Raw genomic sequence first — 16,547 nt, forward strand, 5'->3', positions numbered from 1 at the left:
GTGCTGGAACCCTTTGATAGCCCCGCAATTCGTTGTTTCGGGCATACAAGCCGATACGCTCACATATGAAAAAGTCGCGGCCGATCCTGTGGATTGTCATCATCGCAGCCGTGGCCGGGGGCGGCTATTACGGCTGGAAGCGATTCTCGGCCTCCGAAGCCGGGAAAACCCAGACCGCCCTGAAGGGTGCGCCGCGAGCCCCCGCGGTGCCCGTCAGCATCGCTCCGGTTCAGAAGGTCGACTTCCCGGTCTACCTCACCGGTCTTGGCACCGTTCAGGGCTTCAACACCGTCCAGGTCCGCACGCGTGTCGACGGCCAGATCGACAAGGTCGCCTTCACCGAAGGCCAGATGGTCAAGCAAGGCGATCTCCTGGTCGAGATCGACCCGCGCCCGTTCCAGGCCGCCCTCGATCAGGCCAAGGCCAAGAAGGCGCAGGACGAAGCCAGTCTCGCCAACGCCAATCTCGATCTCCAGCGCTATACCAAGCTCGGTGAATTCGCGACGCGGCAGCAGACCGATACGCAACGTTCCACCGTTGCCCAGCTCACCGCCCAGATCGCCGCCGACGAAGCCGCGATCGCCAACGCCCAGACCCAGCTCGACTACACCCAGGTCAAGTCGCCGATCACCGGCGTCGCCGGCCTGCGCCAGGTCGACATCGGCAACATCGTCAACGCCTCGAGCCAGACCGGCGTCGTCAGCATCGCGCAGGTCGAGCCGATCACGGTGATCTTCACCGCACCGGAAGATCAGCTGCCCTATATCAGCGAGGGCCAGAAGTCCGGTGAGCTCAAGGTGATCGCGTTCACCACCGACGGCAAGAAGACGCTTGCGCAGGGCAAGCTTGCCGTCATCAACAACCAGGTCGACACGACCAGCGGGACGATCAGGCTCAAGGCAGTGTTCGACAACAAGGAACACACGCTGTGGCCGGGACAATCGGTATCGACCCGCCTCTTGGTGCGGACGCTGAAAGACGCGACCATCGTTCCCGATGACGCGGTCCAGCATTCGACCAACGGCCTCTACGCTTATACCGTCGGCCAGGACAACAAGGCCGAGGTGCACAAGATCAAGGTCAGCTACTCCATCGACGGACGTTCGGTCGTCGATGAGGGATTGAGCCCCGGCCAGCAAGTAATCACCGGCGGTCAGTACAAGGTGCAGCCCGGCAGTCTCGTCTCGACGACTGTCGCGAGTTCGGATCCGGTCCAGAAAAACAAGGTTCAGCAGGAATGACCGAAGGCGGGATTTCGGCACCTTTCATCCGTTATCCCATCGGCACGTCGCTGCTGATGGCCGGCATTCTTTTTGTCGGCCTCGTTGCCTATCCCCTGCTGCCGGTCGCGCCGCTGCCGCAGGTGGACTTCCCGACCATCCAGATCACGGCCAACCTGCCGGGCGGCAGCCCGGAGACGATGGCCTCGTCGGTTGCGCAGCCGCTGGAGCGCCAGTTCGCCCAGATTCCCGGTATCGCGCAGATGACCTCGACGAGCTATCTGGGCACCGCCTCGATCACCATCCAGTTCGACCTCAACCGCAGCATCGACGGCGCCGCCAACGACGTGCAGGGCGCCATTAACGCCGCCAGCGGCCAGCTGCCGAAGAGCCTGCCGTCGCCGCCGACCTACCGCAAGGTCAATCCCGCCGACGCCCCGATCCTGCTCTTGTCGGCGACATCGGAGACGCTGCCGCTGACCAGCGTCAGCGACGCGGTCGATGCCCAGCTTGCGCAGCAGATCAGCCAGCTCTCGGGGGTAGCGCAGGTCTTCATCGGCGGCCAGCAGAAGCCCTCGGTGCGCGTGCAGATCGATCCGGGCAAGCTCGTCGCCAAGGGCCTGTCGCTGGAGGACGTCCGCAGCGCGATCGGCATCACCACCGTCGACAGCCCCAAGGGCAACATCGACGGCGACAAGCGCGCTTACACGATCTATGCGAACGACCAGCTGACCCAGTCCAAGGACTGGAACGACGTCATCATCGCGTACCGCAACGGCGGTCCCTTGCGGATCAAGGACATCGGTCAGGCGGTCACCGGACCCGAGGACGCCAAGCAGGCCGCCTGGGCCAACGGCAAGCGCGGCGTCTTCCTGGTCGTGTTCAAGCAGCCGGGTGCCAACGTCATCGAGACCGTCGACCGGATCAAGGCGACCCTGCCCCGGCTCGTGGCGGCGATCCCGCCGGCGATCAAGATCGAGGTCATCAGCGACCGCACCACGACCATCCGCGCCGCGGTCGAGGACGTGCAGTACACGCTGCTCCTGACCATCGCCCTCGTGGTCATGGTCATCTTCGTCTTCCTGCGCAGCTTCTGGGCGACCGTCATTCCCACCGTCACGGTTCCGCTGGCGCTGCTGGGCGCCTGCGCGCTGATGTGGGTGTTCGGCTATTCGCTCGACAATCTCTCGCTGATGGCGCTGACGATCGCCGTCGGCTTCGTGGTCGACGACGCCATCGTGATGCTCGAGAACATCACGCGCTACATCGAGGAAGGCGAAAAGCCGCTCGCCGCAGCCTTCAGAGGCTCGAAGGAAATCGGCTTCACCATCGTCTCGATCTCGATCTCGCTGGTCGCGGTGCTGATCCCGCTGCTCCTGATGGGCGGCATCATCGGGCGCCTGTTCCGCGAATTCGCGGTCGTGCTGGCGATGACGATCTTCGTATCGATGTTCGTGTCGCTGACCCTGACGCCGATGATGGCATCTCGCTTCCTTCGCGCCCATGGCGAGGTCACCCACGGCAAGTTCTACCGGTGGAGCGAGAGCGCCTTCGACGCGATGCTGCGCGGCTACGAATATGTGCTCGACCACGCGCTGAGCTGGAAGCGAACGACGCTCTTCATCTTCTTTGCGACACTCGCACTGTCGATCTACCTCTTCGTCCTGATTCCGAAGGGCTTCTTCCCGCAACAGGACGTGGGCCTGATCACCGCCACGTCGGAAGCCTCGCAGGACATCTCCTTCAAGGAAATGGTCAAGCGCCAGGAGCAACTCGGCAAGATCATCCTGGCCGATCCGGACGTCGCCAGCGTCGCCATGTCGATCGGCGGCAGCGGCCGAGCCGGCAACAACGGCAACCTCTTCATCACGCTGAAGCCTCGCGACCAGCGCAAGGCTTCGGCCCAGCAGATCATCGGGCGGCTGCGCCCGCAGTTCGACAAGGTCGAGGGCGCCCGCCTCTACATGCAGGCAGCGCAGGACGTTCGCCTCGGCGGCCGTCCGACCCGCACCCAGTTTGAATTCACCTTGCAGGACGCCGATCTCGGCGAGCTCAACGAATGGGCGCCGAAGATTCTCGCCAAGATGCAGACGCTGCCGGAGCTGCGCGACGTCGCGACCGACCAGCAGACCCAGGGCACCACGGTCCAGCTCAAGATCAACCGCGACACCGCCTCGCGCTACGGCATCCAGCCGCAGCTGATCGACGACACGCTCTATGACGCGTTCGGCCAGCGCCAGGTCGCCCAGTACTTTACACAGCTCAACAGCTATCACGTGATCCTGGAGATCCTGCCGGAGATGCAGGGCAACCTCGATTCACTGAACAAACTTTACCTGAAGTCGCCGCTCACCGGCGATCAGGTGCCGCTGTCGACCTTTGCGACCTGGACCACTGACCCGGTCCGCCCGCTTTCGATCAGCCATCAGGGCCAGTTCCCAGCGATCACGATCAGCTTCAACCTCGCGCAGGGTGTGGCGCTGGGCCAGGCCACCCAGTCCGTACAAAAGGCGATGGCCGATCTCGGCGCACCGGCGACGCTGAACTCGAGCTTCCAGGGCACCGCGCAGGCGTTCCAGCAATCACTCGGCACCGTGCCGCTGTTGATCCTCGCGGCGCTGGTCGTGGTCTATCTGATCCTCGGCATCCTCTACGAGAGCTACATCCACCCCATCACGATTCTGTCGACCCTGCCCTCGGCCGGCGTCGGCGCATTGCTCATCCTGATGGCGGCCGGGTTCGACTTCAGCCTCATCGCACTGATCGGCATCATTCTGCTGATCGGCATCGTCAAGAAGAACGGCATCATGATGGTCGACTTCGCCATCGCGGCCGAACGCGATCAGAACAAGACGCCGGAGGAATCGATCCGCCAGGCCGCGCTGCTGCGCTTCCGTCCGATCATGATGACGACGATGGCAGCATTGCTCGGCGGCGTACCGCTGATGCTCGGCCACGGCACCGGCGCCGAGATCCGCCAGCCGCTCGGCTACGCCATGGTCGGCGGCCTGATCGTCAGCCAGGCGCTGACGCTGTTCACCACGCCGGTGGTTTATCTCTATCTCGACAAGTTCTCGAACCTGTTCAAGGGCAGCTCCGGCGAGGACGAGCACGAGACGACCGGGCACGGCACCGTCAAGGAAGCCGCCGAGTAAGCTTGCGCCGCGGCTGCCGCGACGCTACAGCGGGGGCCCTCGGTTCACGCCAACGCGGTCTTGCCATGTCCATGCAATCCAGACTTGTCGCTCTTGCCGCTGCTGCCCTGCTATCGACGGGCATCGCGCATGCCCAGCAGGGCGCCAAGAAGAACGCAGCTCCTCCCGCCCCGGCCGCGCAGCCCGCGCCGGCGCCGACCCAGCCGCAGGCCGAGGGCACGCCTCCGCAACAACCCGGCTGGATCGCGCGCTGCACCAGCGCAAGTCGCGAGGCGCCCCTCGAATGCGCGATCGAGCAGAACGCGGTCCTGACAAAGACCGGCCAGACCATCGTCCTCGTCAATGTCCGCATCGCCCCCGACACCCGCACGCCGGTCGCGCTGCTCCAGCTGCCGCTCGGCCTCAACCTGCCGCTGGGCGCCAAACTCCAGGTCGACGAGGGCAAGACGGTCGATCTCCAGATCCAGACCTGCGAGAATCGCGGCTGCTACGCCTCGACGCCCATTGCGCCCGACCTGCTCGCTTCCTTGCGCACGGGCAAGCAGTTGAAGGTCTCCTTCCAGAACATGGCGAAGGAAACGATCGCAATCCCGATGCCGCTGAACGACTTCGCGGCGGCGTACGACAAGATCAAATAGCGCAGCTCCCGCTTCGCTACTGTCGCGCCATCTGCGCGTTGCCGACGGCCTCGCCGTCGAGCCTTTGGTCGTTGTGCATCGTGACCGTTACACGCAGCAGCCGCCCCTCGAACTCGAACGGCGACTCGTAGTGCGACACCGGGCTGCCGCGATCGCGGCCGATGTCGAGGCCCGACCACGAGATCAGCGTGTGGAAGCCGAGCTGGGTCTGGAGCGAGCCGGCCGGCTCGCCGTCGATCAGCAGCGTGTAGTCGGTGACGCCGGTGCGCGAGCCCTTGGCCGGCGGCTCCTTGCGCACGAGACGCTCGACGTGAACGCCGAGCCGCCGGGCGCCAGGCGGCACCTTGCGGTCGGAGCGCACGATCTGGTGGCTGCCGCCGATGTTGAGGTCGTGCACGAGGTAACCGTCCTTGACGTAGAGGCTGTAGCCAGACGTTGCATCGCCATGCGAGATCAGCACGCCGTCGGCACTCGCCTCCTCTATCTCGACATGCGCCTCGATCGTGTAGCTGCGGCTGCGCACGTCCGGCGCAACGTCGGTCGGCACATGGCCCATGCCATGGTGAAAAACGAAATGGTGGCGCGCACCGTGGAAGCGCGCCGCATTCTCGGCGAAGCGCGGCCCGAAGCGATCGTCGAGCGGCAGCACGTTGTGCTTCTCGGCCTCGCCCCACCACGCCGCGATCATCTCAGCGAGCCGCTCCGGCTCCTTCACCGCAAGATCGTCGGTCTCGGAGAAATCGCGATCGAGATGAAACAGCTCCCATTTGTCGTTCTCGAACGGCGTGCCCGGCGGATGGTAGGCGACGGCCTTCCAGCCGCCCTGCCAGAGGCCGCGATGGCCGAACATCTCGAAATACTGTGCTGAAGTCTTCGACGGCGCCGAGGCATCGGTGATCGAGCCAGCAAAGCTTTCGCCTTCGAGCGGCATCTGCGGGCAACCGGCGATCGTCGACGGTGCATCGATCCCGATCAACTCCAGCAGCGTCGGTGTCAGGTCGCAGGCGTGCACGAACTGATGGCGCAGCTCGCCTTTGGCTGCAATGCGCTTCGGCCAGTTGATGACGAAGGGATCGCGGATGCCGCCGCCATGGGTGTTCTGCTTGTAGCGGCGCAGAGGCGTGTTGGACGCCATGGCCCAGCCGTGCGGGAAATTGCTGTGGGTGTCGGGCCCGCCGATATCGTCGATGCGGGCGAGCTTCTCCGCGATCGGTTCCGGCTTGAAGTTGAACGGCCCCATCGCGTTGACGAAGCCGAGTGGGCCGCCCTCCTGGCTCGCACCATTGTCGGACATCACGATGATCACGGTGTTGTCGCGAATGCTGGCCGTCTCCAGGAATGCGACCAGACGCGCAAGATGCCGATCGGAATGGTCGAGCATGCCGGCAAAGGCCGCCTGCAGCCGCGTGAAGACCCGGCGCTCGTCGATGGAATGATCCTCCCACGCCTTCACGCCGTCGTTGCGCGCCGGCATCCGCGTCTCCGGCGGCACCAGCCCCATCGCCTTCTGACGTCCCAGCCGCCGCTCGCGCTCGACGTCCCAGCCGTGCACGAATTCGGCGTCGTAGCTTCGGATGATATCCGCCGGTGCCTGATGCGGCGCGTGGCAGGCGCCCAGCGCGACCCAGGTCAGCCACGGGACGTCAGGGCGATCGGCCTGGTGATCGCCGATGAAGCGGATCGCCTGGTCGATTAGATCCTCGGTCAGATGATAGCCGTCGGCATAGGTGCCGGGAGGATCGATGTGCGTGTTGTCGGAGACGAGCTCGGGCGCGTATTGGTCGGTCTCGGCATCGAGGAAGCCGTAGAAGCGGTCGAAGCCGCGTCCCAGCGGCCAGCCGTCGAACGGTCCCGTGGCGCCACTCTCGGTCAGCGGCGTGACGTGCCATTTGCCGACCATGTAATTGCGATAGCCGTGCACGCGCAGCATCTCGGCGAGCGTCCCCGCCTCGCGCGCGATCTTGCCGCGATACCCAGGATAGCCGGAATCGAAATTGGCGAGGCACCCGACGCCGACCGAATGATGGTTGCGCCCGGTCAGCAATGCGGCGCGCGTCGTCGAGCACATCGCGGTGGTATGGAAGCCGGAATAGCGCAGGCCTTCCGCGGCAAGCTTGTCGATGGTCGGCGTCCTGATCGTCGAGCCGTAGCAGCCGAAGTCGGAAAAGCCGACATCGTCGAACAGCACGACGAGAATGTTCGGCGCGCCCGCGGGCGGCCTCACGGCCTCCGGCCACCAGGGTTTTGACTCCGCAACCGTCTTGCCGACGGTGCCGCGGAACGGCATGCCGCTGCCTGCGCTCATCTGTTTCTCCCTGCACGTTCCATCGCGGTTGACCCGCGGCGCGTTCGATCTTGAATTATAATCCGAATTATGATTATGATTTAAACCGAATGCAAGCACGACCACGTCCATCATCCGACGAGCCCGGCTCTCTCGATCTGCCGGGCGTCGCCCCGTCACGCCAGAAGCGCAGCCGCGAAATGACGCTGGCGCTTCTGCGCACCGGCGCCGACATGCTGCGAACGCGAAGCCTTGCCGAGCTCTCGATCGAGACGCTCTGCACCGAGGTCGGTGTCACCGTCGGCGCCTTCTACAGCCGCTTCGAGAGCAAGGAGGCCTATTTCAACGCACTGATGGCGCTGGCCGCACGCGACGGCGAGCAACGCCTCGGCGAGATCAAGCGGCCCTCACCCGCGACCAATCTCGACAAGCTCTGCCCCATCATCGTCAGCGGCATCGTCGCCTGGATGCGCCGCCACGAGGGCGTGCTGCGCGCCGCGCTCCAGCATGACGACACCCGCCCGGACAAATGGACGCCCTTCAAGGCGCTGGCCAAGGCGACCACGGAACGCGCCACCCCTCTCCTGCTGCCCGCCATGGGCAAGGGACACGCGGCAGCAAGGACTCGCGCCATCGCGTTCGGCTTGCAGGTTGTGCTGGGCACGCTGGTGAACGCGATCCTCAACGATCCCGGACCGTTGTCGCTCCGCTCGAAAGAGATGGAAACGCGGCTTGCAGACTGCCTGCTGCTGCTGCTTCAGGCCGAAGCCGCCTAGTCCCGATCACTCGCCCGCAGCAGCGTCGCGAAGCCGCCATAGATCATGCGCTTGCCGTCGAACGGCATGTCGGAACCCTTGAGCCTGGGATCGGCCATCACCTTTGCGTTGACGGCATCGCGGCTCTCCCTGTTACGGTAGACGACCCAGGAAAACACCACGACCTCGTCCTCGCTCGCCATCACCGCGCGCGGAAACGAGGTGAGCGTGCCATAGGGGACGTCATCGCCGATACATTCAACGTAGTCGAGCGCACCATGCCCCATCCAAACCGCGCAGGCCGTCCGCGCCAGCGCCTTGTAGGCCTCGATCTTGTCCTTCGGCACGGCCAGCACGAAACCATCGACATAAGACATCACGGATCTCCTCGGGGTTGTGTGCCCCGAAGGACGATCCAGCGCGTCGCAAGCCGACCGGCGGTGATGATGTTCTGGTGAGGCAAACCGCCGCGAGCCGTCGCGCGGCGGTTGGCCGGACATGAGGCAATTCAGGCCTTAGGAAGCGCCTGGAATTGGCTGGGGAACCTGGATTCGAACCAAGACAAACAGAGTCAGAGTCTGTTGTGCTACCGTTACACCATTCCCCAACGGAATAGTCGAACAAATTCAATATCTTACTGATCTGTCCGACTGTGGCCGGAAGCGCTGACAGCGCAAATCACGGCTCAGGCGTGCAGCCTTCTACCTGCTCGTCCCCGGGCTGGCAAGCGCTGCGGTGGATCGATCGCCCCCTAAAGCGGGATGAGGTTAGGTTGAATCGATTTGGGATTCCCAAATCAGTGTGTTTCTGATTCACCATGCTGGCTGGATAGGAGGCCAGCATGGATGGGCAAGCCTTATTCTCTGGATCTTCGCAAGCGCGTGGTGGCGGCAATCGAGGGCGGGATGTCCCGCAATCGAGCCGCCAAGCAGTTTGGGGTGGCGATCAGCACGGCCATCGGCTGGATGAAGCGGGTCGATAAGACCGGCAGCGTCGAGCCTGGCCAGATCGGTGGCTACAAGCCGAAGGCAATTTCGGGCGAGCACGCGATCTGGCTGTCGCAGCGGATCAAGGACGGCGATTTCACCATACGGGGTCTCGTCGCCGAGCTTGGCGGACGCGGCCTGAAGGTCGACTACCACTCGGTGTGGGATTTCGTGCATGCCGAGAAGCTCAGCTTCAAAAAAAGCGTGGCGGCTGGCGAACGCGATCGACCGGAGGTCGCACGGCGGCGAGCCCAGTGGGCAAAGTATCAAGGTCGCGTCGAAGCTGAGCGGCTGGTCTTCATCGACGAGACCTGGACCAGGACCGATATGGCGCCCTTGCGGGGCTGGGCGCCGCGCGGACACAGACTTCACGCCAAGGTTCCCCACGGCCGCTGGAAGACCATGACTTTCCTGGCGGCCCTGCGCCATGACCGGATTGATGCGCCATGGTTCATCGAGGGGCCGATCGATGGCGTGAGCTTTCGCACCTATGTCGAGAAGGTTCTTCTGCCCGTTCTGCGACCCGGCGATATCGTCATCCTGGATAACCTCGGCAGCCACAGGAGCAAAGCAGTGCGCCAGCTCATCCGTTCGGTCGGCGCCAAGCTCTTCTTCCTGCCAAAATACTCGCCCGACCTGAACCCGATCGAACAGGTCTTCGCCAAGCTCAAGCACCTCGTCCGCAAAGCTGCCGCGCGAACCGTCGACACCGTCTGCGCCGCAATCGGCCACGCACTCGATGCCTTCACATCCGAGGAATGCGCCAACTACCTGAAAAACTCAGGCTATCGAACTTAATGCCATCATGCTTTAGTCCATTTTGATATTCGCCGCCTCGATCACCTTCTTCCACCGCTCCGTTTCGGAGGCGATGTAGGCGGCGAACGGCTCGGAATCCACGGCGACGGCGGTAGCACCGAGTTCGGCCATCTTCTGCACCGTGTCGGGCTGCTGCATGTAGGCGCGGATCTCGGCCGAGAGCCTTTCGACGATCGGCTTCGGCGTCGCAGCAGGAACGAAGAAGCCGTGCCAGGCGACAGCCTCGAAGCCCGGCAGGAATTCGGCTACCGCCGGCACGTCCGGGTCGAAGGCGGCGCGCTTCGGTGTAGCGGTTGCCAGCATCGCGAGCTGGCCGGTCTTCACCTGCGGCAGCAGCAACGGCACGTTGTCGAAGGCGAGATCGATCTGGCCGCTGAGGAGATCCGTCAGCATCTGGCTCGAGCCCTTGTAGGGCACGTGCACCATCTTGGTGCCGGTCATCTGCTGAAACAGTTCGCCGGCAAGATGCTGCGAGGTGCCGACACCCGCCGAGCCGAACGAGACCTTGTCCGGATTCGCCTTGAGGTAGGCGATCAGCTCCGGCACGGTCCGCGCCTTGATCTTGTTTGGATTGACGACGAGCACGTTGGGCACGACGCTGATCTGAGCGACCGGCGCGAGATCCCTACCCGGCCGATAGCTGAGCTTCGCACCGTAAAGCGACGGGTTGATCGCCAGCGCCGAGGTGCTGGCAAGGCCGAGCGTGATGCCATCAGGGGCAGACTTTGCCAGCCGCGTCACGCCGAGGATCGAGCCGGCACCGCCGACATTCTCGACCACGAACGGCTTGCCGAGCTTCATCTGCAGATGGTTGGAGACCATGCGCGCAAAGATGTCAGCGGTGCCGCCGGCGGCAAATGGCACGATCACCGTCACCTGCTTGGACGGATAGCCGTCCTGCGCATGCGCGGGAGACATCGCCAGCAGAATTGCGGACGCAAGACCAAGCCACATCGATCTCATCGAAGTTTCCTCTACCTTTGGTATTGTTGATTGGTTGCCGCAAGCGCGCGGCGGAGGTTAAAACGCGAGCTCGTACATGCCGAGAATCGCGTCCCGGCTCAGGTCCCGCGGATTGTTGTCGAGCAGGCGGCGGATGGCGTGCGCCTCGTCGGCCATCACGCCGAGATCGTTCCTGGGCACGCCGAGCGCCGACAGCCGCATCTCGACGCCGAGGTTCTTGCAGAACGCGTAGGTCGCATCGAATGCAGATTTCGGATCGTTCTGCTCTTGAAGACCAAGCGCTCCGAGCACCGCGACCGTCTTTTCCTCGACCGCGGGCATGTTGAACGCCAGCGTGTGCGGAAAGATCATCGCGCAGGCCAAGCCATGGGCGATGTGATGACGCGTGCCGAGCGGATAAGCCACCGCGTGGCCAGCGGTGGTGTTCACCGGCCCCAGGCAATAGCCGCCATAGAGCGAGGCCAGCGAAAGACCGGCGCGAGCCTCGCGATCGCCGCCATCGGTCACCGCGCGCTCGAGATAGCGCCCGACCAGTCGCGCGCCTTCGAGCGCGTAGAGGTCGATCGTCGGATGCGCCTTGCGGCTGGTAAAGGCCTCGACGCAGTGCGCCAGCGCATCGACGCCGGTAGCAGCGGTGATCTCCTTCGGCACGGTGATCGTCAGATCTGGGTCGACGATGGCGATATCGGCCAGCATGAAGCGGCTCTGCACCGCCTGCTTGTTCTGGCTGACGGGATCGGTGACGAGCGCGCGGGTGCCGGCCTCGCTGCCGGTGCCCGACGTGGTCGGGATCTGCATCAGCGCGACGCTGCGGCCGACGACCTTCTCCGGTCCGACGATGTCGGCAAAGGCGACGTCCCCGGTGCACATCACCGCGACCAGCTTGGCGAGATCCATGGCGCTGCCGCCGCCGAAGCCGACGACGAGATCCGGCTTGGCCTCTTTCGCCATCGCCACCGCCTTCTCGAGATTGGGCAGATCCGGCTCCGGCTTGACCTCGCCGAACAGCTTGACTGCGCCCGGCAGCGCCAGCGCATCGACGCGGCGTGCATTGAAGGGGTCGGAAATGACAAGCGGCCGCTTGGCACCGATCCGCTCAGCGAAGCGTGCGGCAGCCGTGATCGTGCCGTTGCCGAACTCGAGGATGGTCGGACGGAGGATTTCGATGGGCGTGAAGGCGTTGGTCATCGTGGGCTCGGTCTCGTTACATGGAAGCGCCGGCGGCCAAGCGCTCGGCATAGTCGATGGCCTCGATCAGGCTGTGCTCGTTGGCGATGCCCTTGCCGGCGATGTCGAAGGCGGTGCCGTGGTCGACGGAGGTCCGGATGATCGGCAGGCCCAGCGTGATGTTGACGCCGGAGAGCTCCTGCCAACGGCCTGTGGCGGGATCGACCTGGAAGCCGAGCAGTTTTACGGGAATGTGCCCCTGATCGTGATACATCGCGACGGCCGCATCGTACTGGCCGGCGCGCAGCTTGACGAAGATGGTGTCGCCGGGCACGGGACCGACGACGTCGAGACCGTCGGCGACCGCCCTGGCAATCGTGGGCGCCGAGACGTCGATATCCTGCCGGCCGAACAAACCGCCTTCACCCGCATGCGGATTGAGCGCGGCGATCGCGATCTTGGGTTTTGCAATGCCGAGACGGCGCAGCGCATCGTTGGTGAGATCGATCACCATGCGCAGCCGCTCCGGCGTCAGACGCTTCGGCACGTCCTCCAGCGCCACATGGGTCGAGACGTGGCTGACGCGCATGTTGCCGTGGGCGAGCAGCATCACCGAGCCGCGCACGCCGGTGAGATGCGCCAGCATCTCGGTATGGCCGGGGAAATGATAGCCGGCCTTGTTGAGCGCTTCCTTGTTGAGCGGGGCTGTGACGATCGCCGCGGTGCGACCGGCCTGCGTCAGGCGCACGCCCTGCTCGATCGCCTTGTACGCAAAGCGGCCGCCATCGGCGCTCAGCACGCCGGGCTTGATCGGATCGCCCTCGGCGTCGGCCTGCAGGTAGCAGAGATTGGGCCAGTTGCGATCGTCGGCGGTGACTTGCGGGATCGCGACATTGGCGCCGAGCGCCGCCCTGGCGCCGTCCAGCGCAGTACCGCTGCCGATGATCAGCAATCGCAGATCGCCGGAGGCGATCCGGTCCTTCAATCCGACGCAAGCCTTGACGATGATCTCCGGCCCGATCCCGGCGGGATCGCCCATGGTGATGGCAAGATGACGAGAGGTCATGTCGGACTCTCCATATTGAGCAGATGATTGTCCCGGAGCAGATCGCGCCAGAGGTCGCGCGCGCCGAATGCTCCGGATTTCGAGATGACATCGACGCCGGCCCAACGGCCACCTTGCAACGTCGAGCGCGGCAGGCCCGGCACGATGCGCCCCGTCACCTCAAGCGCATGGGCGCCGAGGGCAAGGCATACGGCCTTGAGCGTCTCGCCGCCAGCAACGATCAGGGTTCCGGGTGGATCGAGCGCCGCGGTCAGCGTCGTCAACTCGCGCGCGATCCGCTGCGCTGCTTCGGAACGCGACAGGCCATCGGAAAGTCTAAAATTGACGAGGGCCACATCATCGTCGGCCAGCTTGCGCTGAACGGTCGCGCCGCCCTCGCCCTCAGCCAGCGCGAGCGTTGCCTCGCCGCAGGCCGCGAGCTGGGATGCCGTGGCGGGCTGGTCGGAGCCGAACAGCCCGAGCACCGGCCGTTTCAGGTCAGGCGACGTATCGGCCCGATGATTGCGGGCGAGCGCGCCGGCGAGGCCGCCGCTGCCGCACCAGAGCACTGGTCCCGGCATGCGTCGTCCCATCTCGACGACGCGATCGAGACAGACGTCGCTCTCGGCGTCGAACACCTGGACGCCGCCCTGCGTCAACGTATCGGCATCGGCCAGTCGCGCCACGATGCCGTCCAGCTTCAATTGATCGAGTAGATTGTCGCCGACCCGATGCCAATCGCCCTGCTGCGTCCGCGCGAAATGTTGACCACCGACAGTGCGACGGCCCTGATAGTCGAAAGCAGGCGCAACGACACATGACGCCCAGTGGCCGGTGGCCAGGCAGGCGCCGAGCTCGGCGGCCCATGCGCCGCGGAGCAGGCTGTCCACTTTTTTGTAGGCGATTTCTCCCTCGGGCAGCAGCGGCGCCAGCCGGGCAACGATCTCGACACTCTCGGCTTTCGAACGCTCGCGGGTGCCACTGTCGATCGCCAGGCTCCCAGAGCCTGACGCCACAGGCCCATCCGCCCAGATCACGTCGAACGGTCCAGACAGCCCGACGAACTCCGCTGCGGTGTCGAGCGCACCGGTGAGATCATCGGCAAGCATGCGGACGCACGTCATCGTCATGCCGCTCCCACGCCAAAGATCTTGCCGGGGTTCATCAGACCGTGCGGATCGAGCAACTGCTTGATGCCGCGCATCAACTCGATGTCGAGGGGATCGGCGACGCGGGCGAGCCGGCCGCGATTGGTGATGCCGACGCCGTGCTCGGCGCTGATCGCCCCGCCCTGCGCCGCGGTCTCGTCGTCGACGATCTCGTTGATTTGCGCTACCAGCGCGGCCGCCGCTTTCGGATCCTGGCAGCGCGCACGATCGATCAGGGCGATCACGTGGATATTGCCGTCACCGATATGGCCGTGCATCACGACGTTCGCATGCGGCACGGCCGACTTGATCCGGGCTTCGACATTGGTGACGAAAGCCGCCTGTCGCTCCAGCGGCACCACGCTGTCATGCGAGACGACATAGCCGCTGCGCTTGTTGCCCTCGGATACGCTGTGCCTGACGGCCCAGATCGCCTTCGCCTGCGCGAGATTGGAGGCGAGGATGGCGTCTTCAGCGAGCCCAGCCTCCATGGCGTCCGCAAGCACCGCAGCAAGCGGTTCATTGAGGTCGACGCCCGCCAGCGTGTCGGTCAGTTCGACGATCAGATACCACGGCGTCGTCAGCGCAAAGGGAATCGTGACATCAGGCACGGTCGCGGCGATCACCTCGATCTGCGACCGCGACATGATCTCGAGGCTGCCGAGCCGGTCACCGACCGCACCGCGCAGGCGCGCCATGATCTCGAGCGCCCGCCCGGCGCTCCGCAATTTGAGCAGCGCCAGCGCCGAGCTGCGGGGCTGCGCGAACAGTTTCAGCACCGCCGCAGTAATGATGCCGAGCGTGCCTTCCGCGCCGATGAAGAGCTGCTTGAGTGCATAACCCGTATTGTCCTTGCGCAGCGCGCGCAGGCCATTGAAGACGCGGCCATCAGGGAGCACGACCTCGAGGCCAAGCACGAGATCGCGCGTCGGCCCATAGCGAAGCACGGCCGTGCCGCCGGCATTGGTCGAGATGTTGCCGCCGATCTGGCAGGAGCCCTCGGCACCCAGGCTCAAGGGAAAATAGCGATCGACGTCGCGGGCCGCGGCCTGCACGTCCGCGAGGATGCAGCCGGCCTCAACCGTGATCGTGTTGGCGAGCGGGCTGACGTCGCGCAACGCTCGCATACGATCCAGCCGGATCACGACATTGCAGGCAGCATCGTCGGGCGTTGCCGCTCCGCACATGCCGGTGTTGCCACCCTGCGGCACGATCGCGAGCCGCTTTTCCGCGCAATATCTGACCACGGATGCGACCTCGGCCGTCGAGCCGGGCTTCACCACCGCAACTGCGCGGCCGTGATAGCGCCCGCGCCAATCCGTCACATAGGGGTCCTGCTCCGGCCCGGACGCGATGACATGCTTGTCGCCGACGATCGCGGCGAGCCCGGCCAACGCATCCTGAAAAGAGTCGGACATCGGATCGCCTCGTCGTCCGCCGCGGCCTTAAGCGGCCGCCGCAAATGCCGCGGCACTCGCCAGCAGCTCTGTCCGTTGAGCCGCCGGCAGGATCTCCAGCGGCGGCCGCAGGCGCTCCCAACCCGCGTGGCCGGTGCGCGCGGCGACCAGGGCCTTCAGGGACGGCATCTGCGCGAAACGCGAAACGAGTTCGCGCGCCGTCACGATGCGCGCCTGCGCGGCCTTCAACGCCGCGTCCTCGTCGCTGTCGCGGAAATGCTTGAAGACATAGGCAAGATCGCGCGCGACGAGATTCGAGGTCGCGGTGATGCAGCCCGCGCCGCCCTTGCGGAGCAGCGGAAGCAGCAGCGGGTCGGCGCCGGTCAGCACCGAAAAGCCCTCGAAGCGCTCGACCATCGCGGTCATGTTGGCGAAATCGCCCGAGGAGTCCTTGATGCCGACGATGGTCGACGGATAGGCCTTGCGCAGCCGTTCGATCAGTGCATGCGAGATCGGCTGCATCGACATCTGGGGAATGTGATAGAGCACGATCTTGAGGCGCGCATCGCCGATGCGCTGGATGATCTCGCTGTAAGCCGCGTAAACGCCGTCGTCGCTGACGTTCTTGTAGTAGAACGGCGGCAGCATCACCACGGTCTCGACGCCGACCGACAAGGCATGGCGCGTCAGCGCAATGGTCTCGGTGAACGCGGCAACGCCGGTGCCCGGCAGCAGCTGCTTCGGCTTGATGCCGCCCGCGATCACGGCCTCGAGCAACGCCGTGCGTTCGGCGACCGAGAAGGAATTCGCCTCCCCCGTGGTGCCGAGCATCGCGATGGCGTCGCAGCCTTCGTCCAGGAGGTAGCGGCAATGCGCGATGAAGCGCGCATGATCGGGTGCGAGTCCGGCGTCGAGCGGCGTCAGCGCGGCGGAGAACACGCCATGTGGGTGCAAGGACTGGGGGTGCAGC

General features: G+C 64.9%; 13 protein-coding genes and 1 tRNA gene. 5 read left to right on the forward strand and 9 right to left on the reverse strand.

The window, feature by feature from the left end; genetic code table 11:
• Positions 1–65: 65 nt before the first annotated feature.
• The 3 genes from XH90_RS21935 (at position 66) to XH90_RS21945 (ending at position 5,013) form a co-directional block, all read left to right on the forward strand.
• Positions 66–1,241, forward strand: a complete 1,176-nt coding sequence (locus XH90_RS21935; RefSeq protein ID WP_194476419.1) for an efflux RND transporter periplasmic adaptor subunit — start codon at positions 66–68, stop codon at positions 1,239–1,241.
• Positions 1,238–4,375 carry a multidrug efflux RND transporter permease subunit gene (locus XH90_RS21940; RefSeq protein ID WP_194476420.1) on the forward strand — a complete coding sequence of 1,046 codons (3,138 nt, stop codon included), beginning with the start codon at positions 1,238–1,240 and terminating at the stop codon, positions 4,373–4,375. The genes XH90_RS21935 and XH90_RS21940 overlap by 4 nt, the downstream gene beginning before the upstream one ends.
• Before the next feature lie 65 nt (positions 4,376–4,440).
• The gene (locus XH90_RS21945) at positions 4,441–5,013 is read left to right on the forward strand and encodes an invasion associated locus B family protein (protein ID WP_194476421.1); all 573 of its coding nucleotides are present in this window, start codon (positions 4,441–4,443) and stop codon (positions 5,011–5,013) included.
• A 16-nt stretch (positions 5,014–5,029) separates the two neighbouring features.
• On the opposite strand, the gene XH90_RS21950 is transcribed toward XH90_RS21945, so the two are convergent.
• Positions 5,030–7,318 carry an arylsulfatase gene (locus XH90_RS21950; protein WP_194476422.1) on the reverse strand — a complete coding sequence of 763 codons (2,289 nt, stop codon included), beginning with the start codon at positions 7,316–7,318 and terminating at the stop codon, positions 5,030–5,032.
• An 89-nt stretch (positions 7,319–7,407) separates the two neighbouring features.
• On the opposite strand from XH90_RS21950, the gene XH90_RS21955 reads away from it, so the two are divergent.
• A complete protein-coding gene (locus XH90_RS21955) occupies positions 7,408–8,073 on the forward strand; it encodes a TetR/AcrR family transcriptional regulator (protein ID WP_194476423.1) in 666 nt (221 codons plus the stop codon).
• On the opposite strand, the gene XH90_RS21960 is transcribed toward XH90_RS21955, so the two are convergent.
• Both XH90_RS21960 and XH90_RS21965 read right to left on the reverse strand, forming a co-directional pair.
• A complete protein-coding gene (locus XH90_RS21960; protein ID WP_194476424.1) occupies positions 8,070–8,429 on the reverse strand; it encodes a DUF1428 domain-containing protein in 360 nt (119 codons plus the stop codon). The two genes, XH90_RS21955 and XH90_RS21960, sit on opposite strands and share 4 nt — an antisense overlap.
• 156 nt (positions 8,430–8,585) lie before the next feature.
• Positions 8,586–8,659 (reverse strand) — tRNA-Gln (locus XH90_RS21965).
• A gap of 238 nt (positions 8,660–8,897) precedes the next feature.
• Between XH90_RS21965 and XH90_RS21970 the strand changes: the two genes are divergently transcribed.
• The gene (locus XH90_RS21970) at positions 8,898–9,836 is read left to right on the forward strand and encodes an IS630 family transposase (RefSeq protein ID WP_194476425.1); all 939 of its coding nucleotides are present in this window, start codon (positions 8,898–8,900) and stop codon (positions 9,834–9,836) included.
• 12 nt (positions 9,837–9,848) lie between these two features.
• Here the strand turns inward: XH90_RS21970 and XH90_RS21975 are convergent, their stop codons facing one another.
• Genes XH90_RS21975 through XH90_RS22000 form a run of 6 tightly spaced genes read right to left on the reverse strand, consistent with a single transcriptional unit; the run spans position 9,849 to position 16,546 of the window.
• On the reverse strand, positions 9,849–10,820 hold the full coding sequence (locus XH90_RS21975; RefSeq protein ID WP_194476426.1) for a tripartite tricarboxylate transporter substrate binding protein: 972 nt from the start codon (positions 10,818–10,820) through the stop codon (positions 9,849–9,851).
• 57 nt (positions 10,821–10,877) lie between these two features.
• Positions 10,878–12,008 carry an iron-containing alcohol dehydrogenase gene (locus tag XH90_RS21980; protein WP_194476427.1) on the reverse strand — a complete coding sequence of 377 codons (1,131 nt, stop codon included), beginning with the start codon at positions 12,006–12,008 and terminating at the stop codon, positions 10,878–10,880.
• A 16-nt stretch (positions 12,009–12,024) separates the two neighbouring features.
• Positions 12,025–13,053, reverse strand: a complete 1,029-nt coding sequence (pdxA, locus tag XH90_RS21985; RefSeq protein WP_194476428.1) for a 4-hydroxythreonine-4-phosphate dehydrogenase PdxA — start codon at positions 13,051–13,053, stop codon at positions 12,025–12,027.
• The gene (locus tag XH90_RS21990) at positions 13,050–14,156 is read right to left on the reverse strand and encodes a four-carbon acid sugar kinase family protein (protein WP_194482761.1); all 1,107 of its coding nucleotides are present in this window, start codon (positions 14,154–14,156) and stop codon (positions 13,050–13,052) included. Before XH90_RS21990 ends, pdxA begins: the two co-directional genes overlap by 4 nt.
• Before the next feature lie 2 nt (positions 14,157–14,158).
• The gene (locus XH90_RS21995) at positions 14,159–15,598 is read right to left on the reverse strand and encodes an FAD-binding oxidoreductase (RefSeq protein WP_194476429.1); all 1,440 of its coding nucleotides are present in this window, start codon (positions 15,596–15,598) and stop codon (positions 14,159–14,161) included.
• A 27-nt stretch (positions 15,599–15,625) separates the two neighbouring features.
• Positions 15,626–16,546 carry a dihydrodipicolinate synthase family protein gene (locus tag XH90_RS22000; RefSeq protein WP_194482762.1) on the reverse strand — a complete coding sequence of 307 codons (921 nt, stop codon included), beginning with the start codon at positions 16,544–16,546 and terminating at the stop codon, positions 15,626–15,628.
• Between the last annotated feature and the right edge of the window lies 1 nt (position 16,547).

Origin of the sequence: Bradyrhizobium sp. CCBAU 53338 (assembly GCF_015291665.1) — a bacterium.
In the GTDB taxonomy this organism is placed as follows: domain Bacteria; phylum Pseudomonadota; class Alphaproteobacteria; order Rhizobiales; family Xanthobacteraceae; genus Bradyrhizobium.

Excerpts from the sequence above, each read along its gene's own strand:
- XH90_RS21935 (WP_194476419.1), top strand. The coding sequence starts at position 66 with ATGAAAAAGTCGCGGCCGATCCTGTGGATTGTCATCATCGCAGCCGTG.
- XH90_RS21940 (WP_194476420.1), top strand. The coding sequence starts at position 1,238 with ATGACCGAAGGCGGGATTTCGGCACCTTTCATCCGTTATCCCATCGGC.
- XH90_RS21945 (WP_194476421.1), top strand. The coding sequence starts at position 4,441 with ATGTCCATGCAATCCAGACTTGTCGCTCTTGCCGCTGCTGCCCTGCTA.
- XH90_RS21950 (WP_194476422.1), bottom strand. The coding sequence starts at position 7,318 with ATGAGCGCAGGCAGCGGCATGCCGTTCCGCGGCACCGTCGGCAAGACG.
- XH90_RS21955 (WP_194476423.1), top strand. The coding sequence starts at position 7,408 with ATGCAAGCACGACCACGTCCATCATCCGACGAGCCCGGCTCTCTCGAT.
- XH90_RS21960 (WP_194476424.1), bottom strand. The coding sequence starts at position 8,429 with ATGTCTTATGTCGATGGTTTCGTGCTGGCCGTGCCGAAGGACAAGATC.
- XH90_RS21970 (WP_194476425.1), top strand. The coding sequence starts at position 8,898 with ATGGGCAAGCCTTATTCTCTGGATCTTCGCAAGCGCGTGGTGGCGGCA.
- XH90_RS21975 (WP_194476426.1), bottom strand. The coding sequence starts at position 10,820 with ATGAGATCGATGTGGCTTGGTCTTGCGTCCGCAATTCTGCTGGCGATG.
- XH90_RS21980 (WP_194476427.1), bottom strand. The coding sequence starts at position 12,008 with ATGACCAACGCCTTCACGCCCATCGAAATCCTCCGTCCGACCATCCTC.
- pdxA (WP_194476428.1), bottom strand. The coding sequence starts at position 13,053 with ATGACCTCTCGTCATCTTGCCATCACCATGGGCGATCCCGCCGGGATC.
- XH90_RS21990 (WP_194482761.1), bottom strand. The coding sequence starts at position 14,156 with ATGACGTGCGTCCGCATGCTTGCCGATGATCTCACCGGTGCGCTCGAC.
- XH90_RS21995 (WP_194476429.1), bottom strand. The coding sequence starts at position 15,598 with ATGTCCGACTCTTTTCAGGATGCGTTGGCCGGGCTCGCCGCGATCGTC.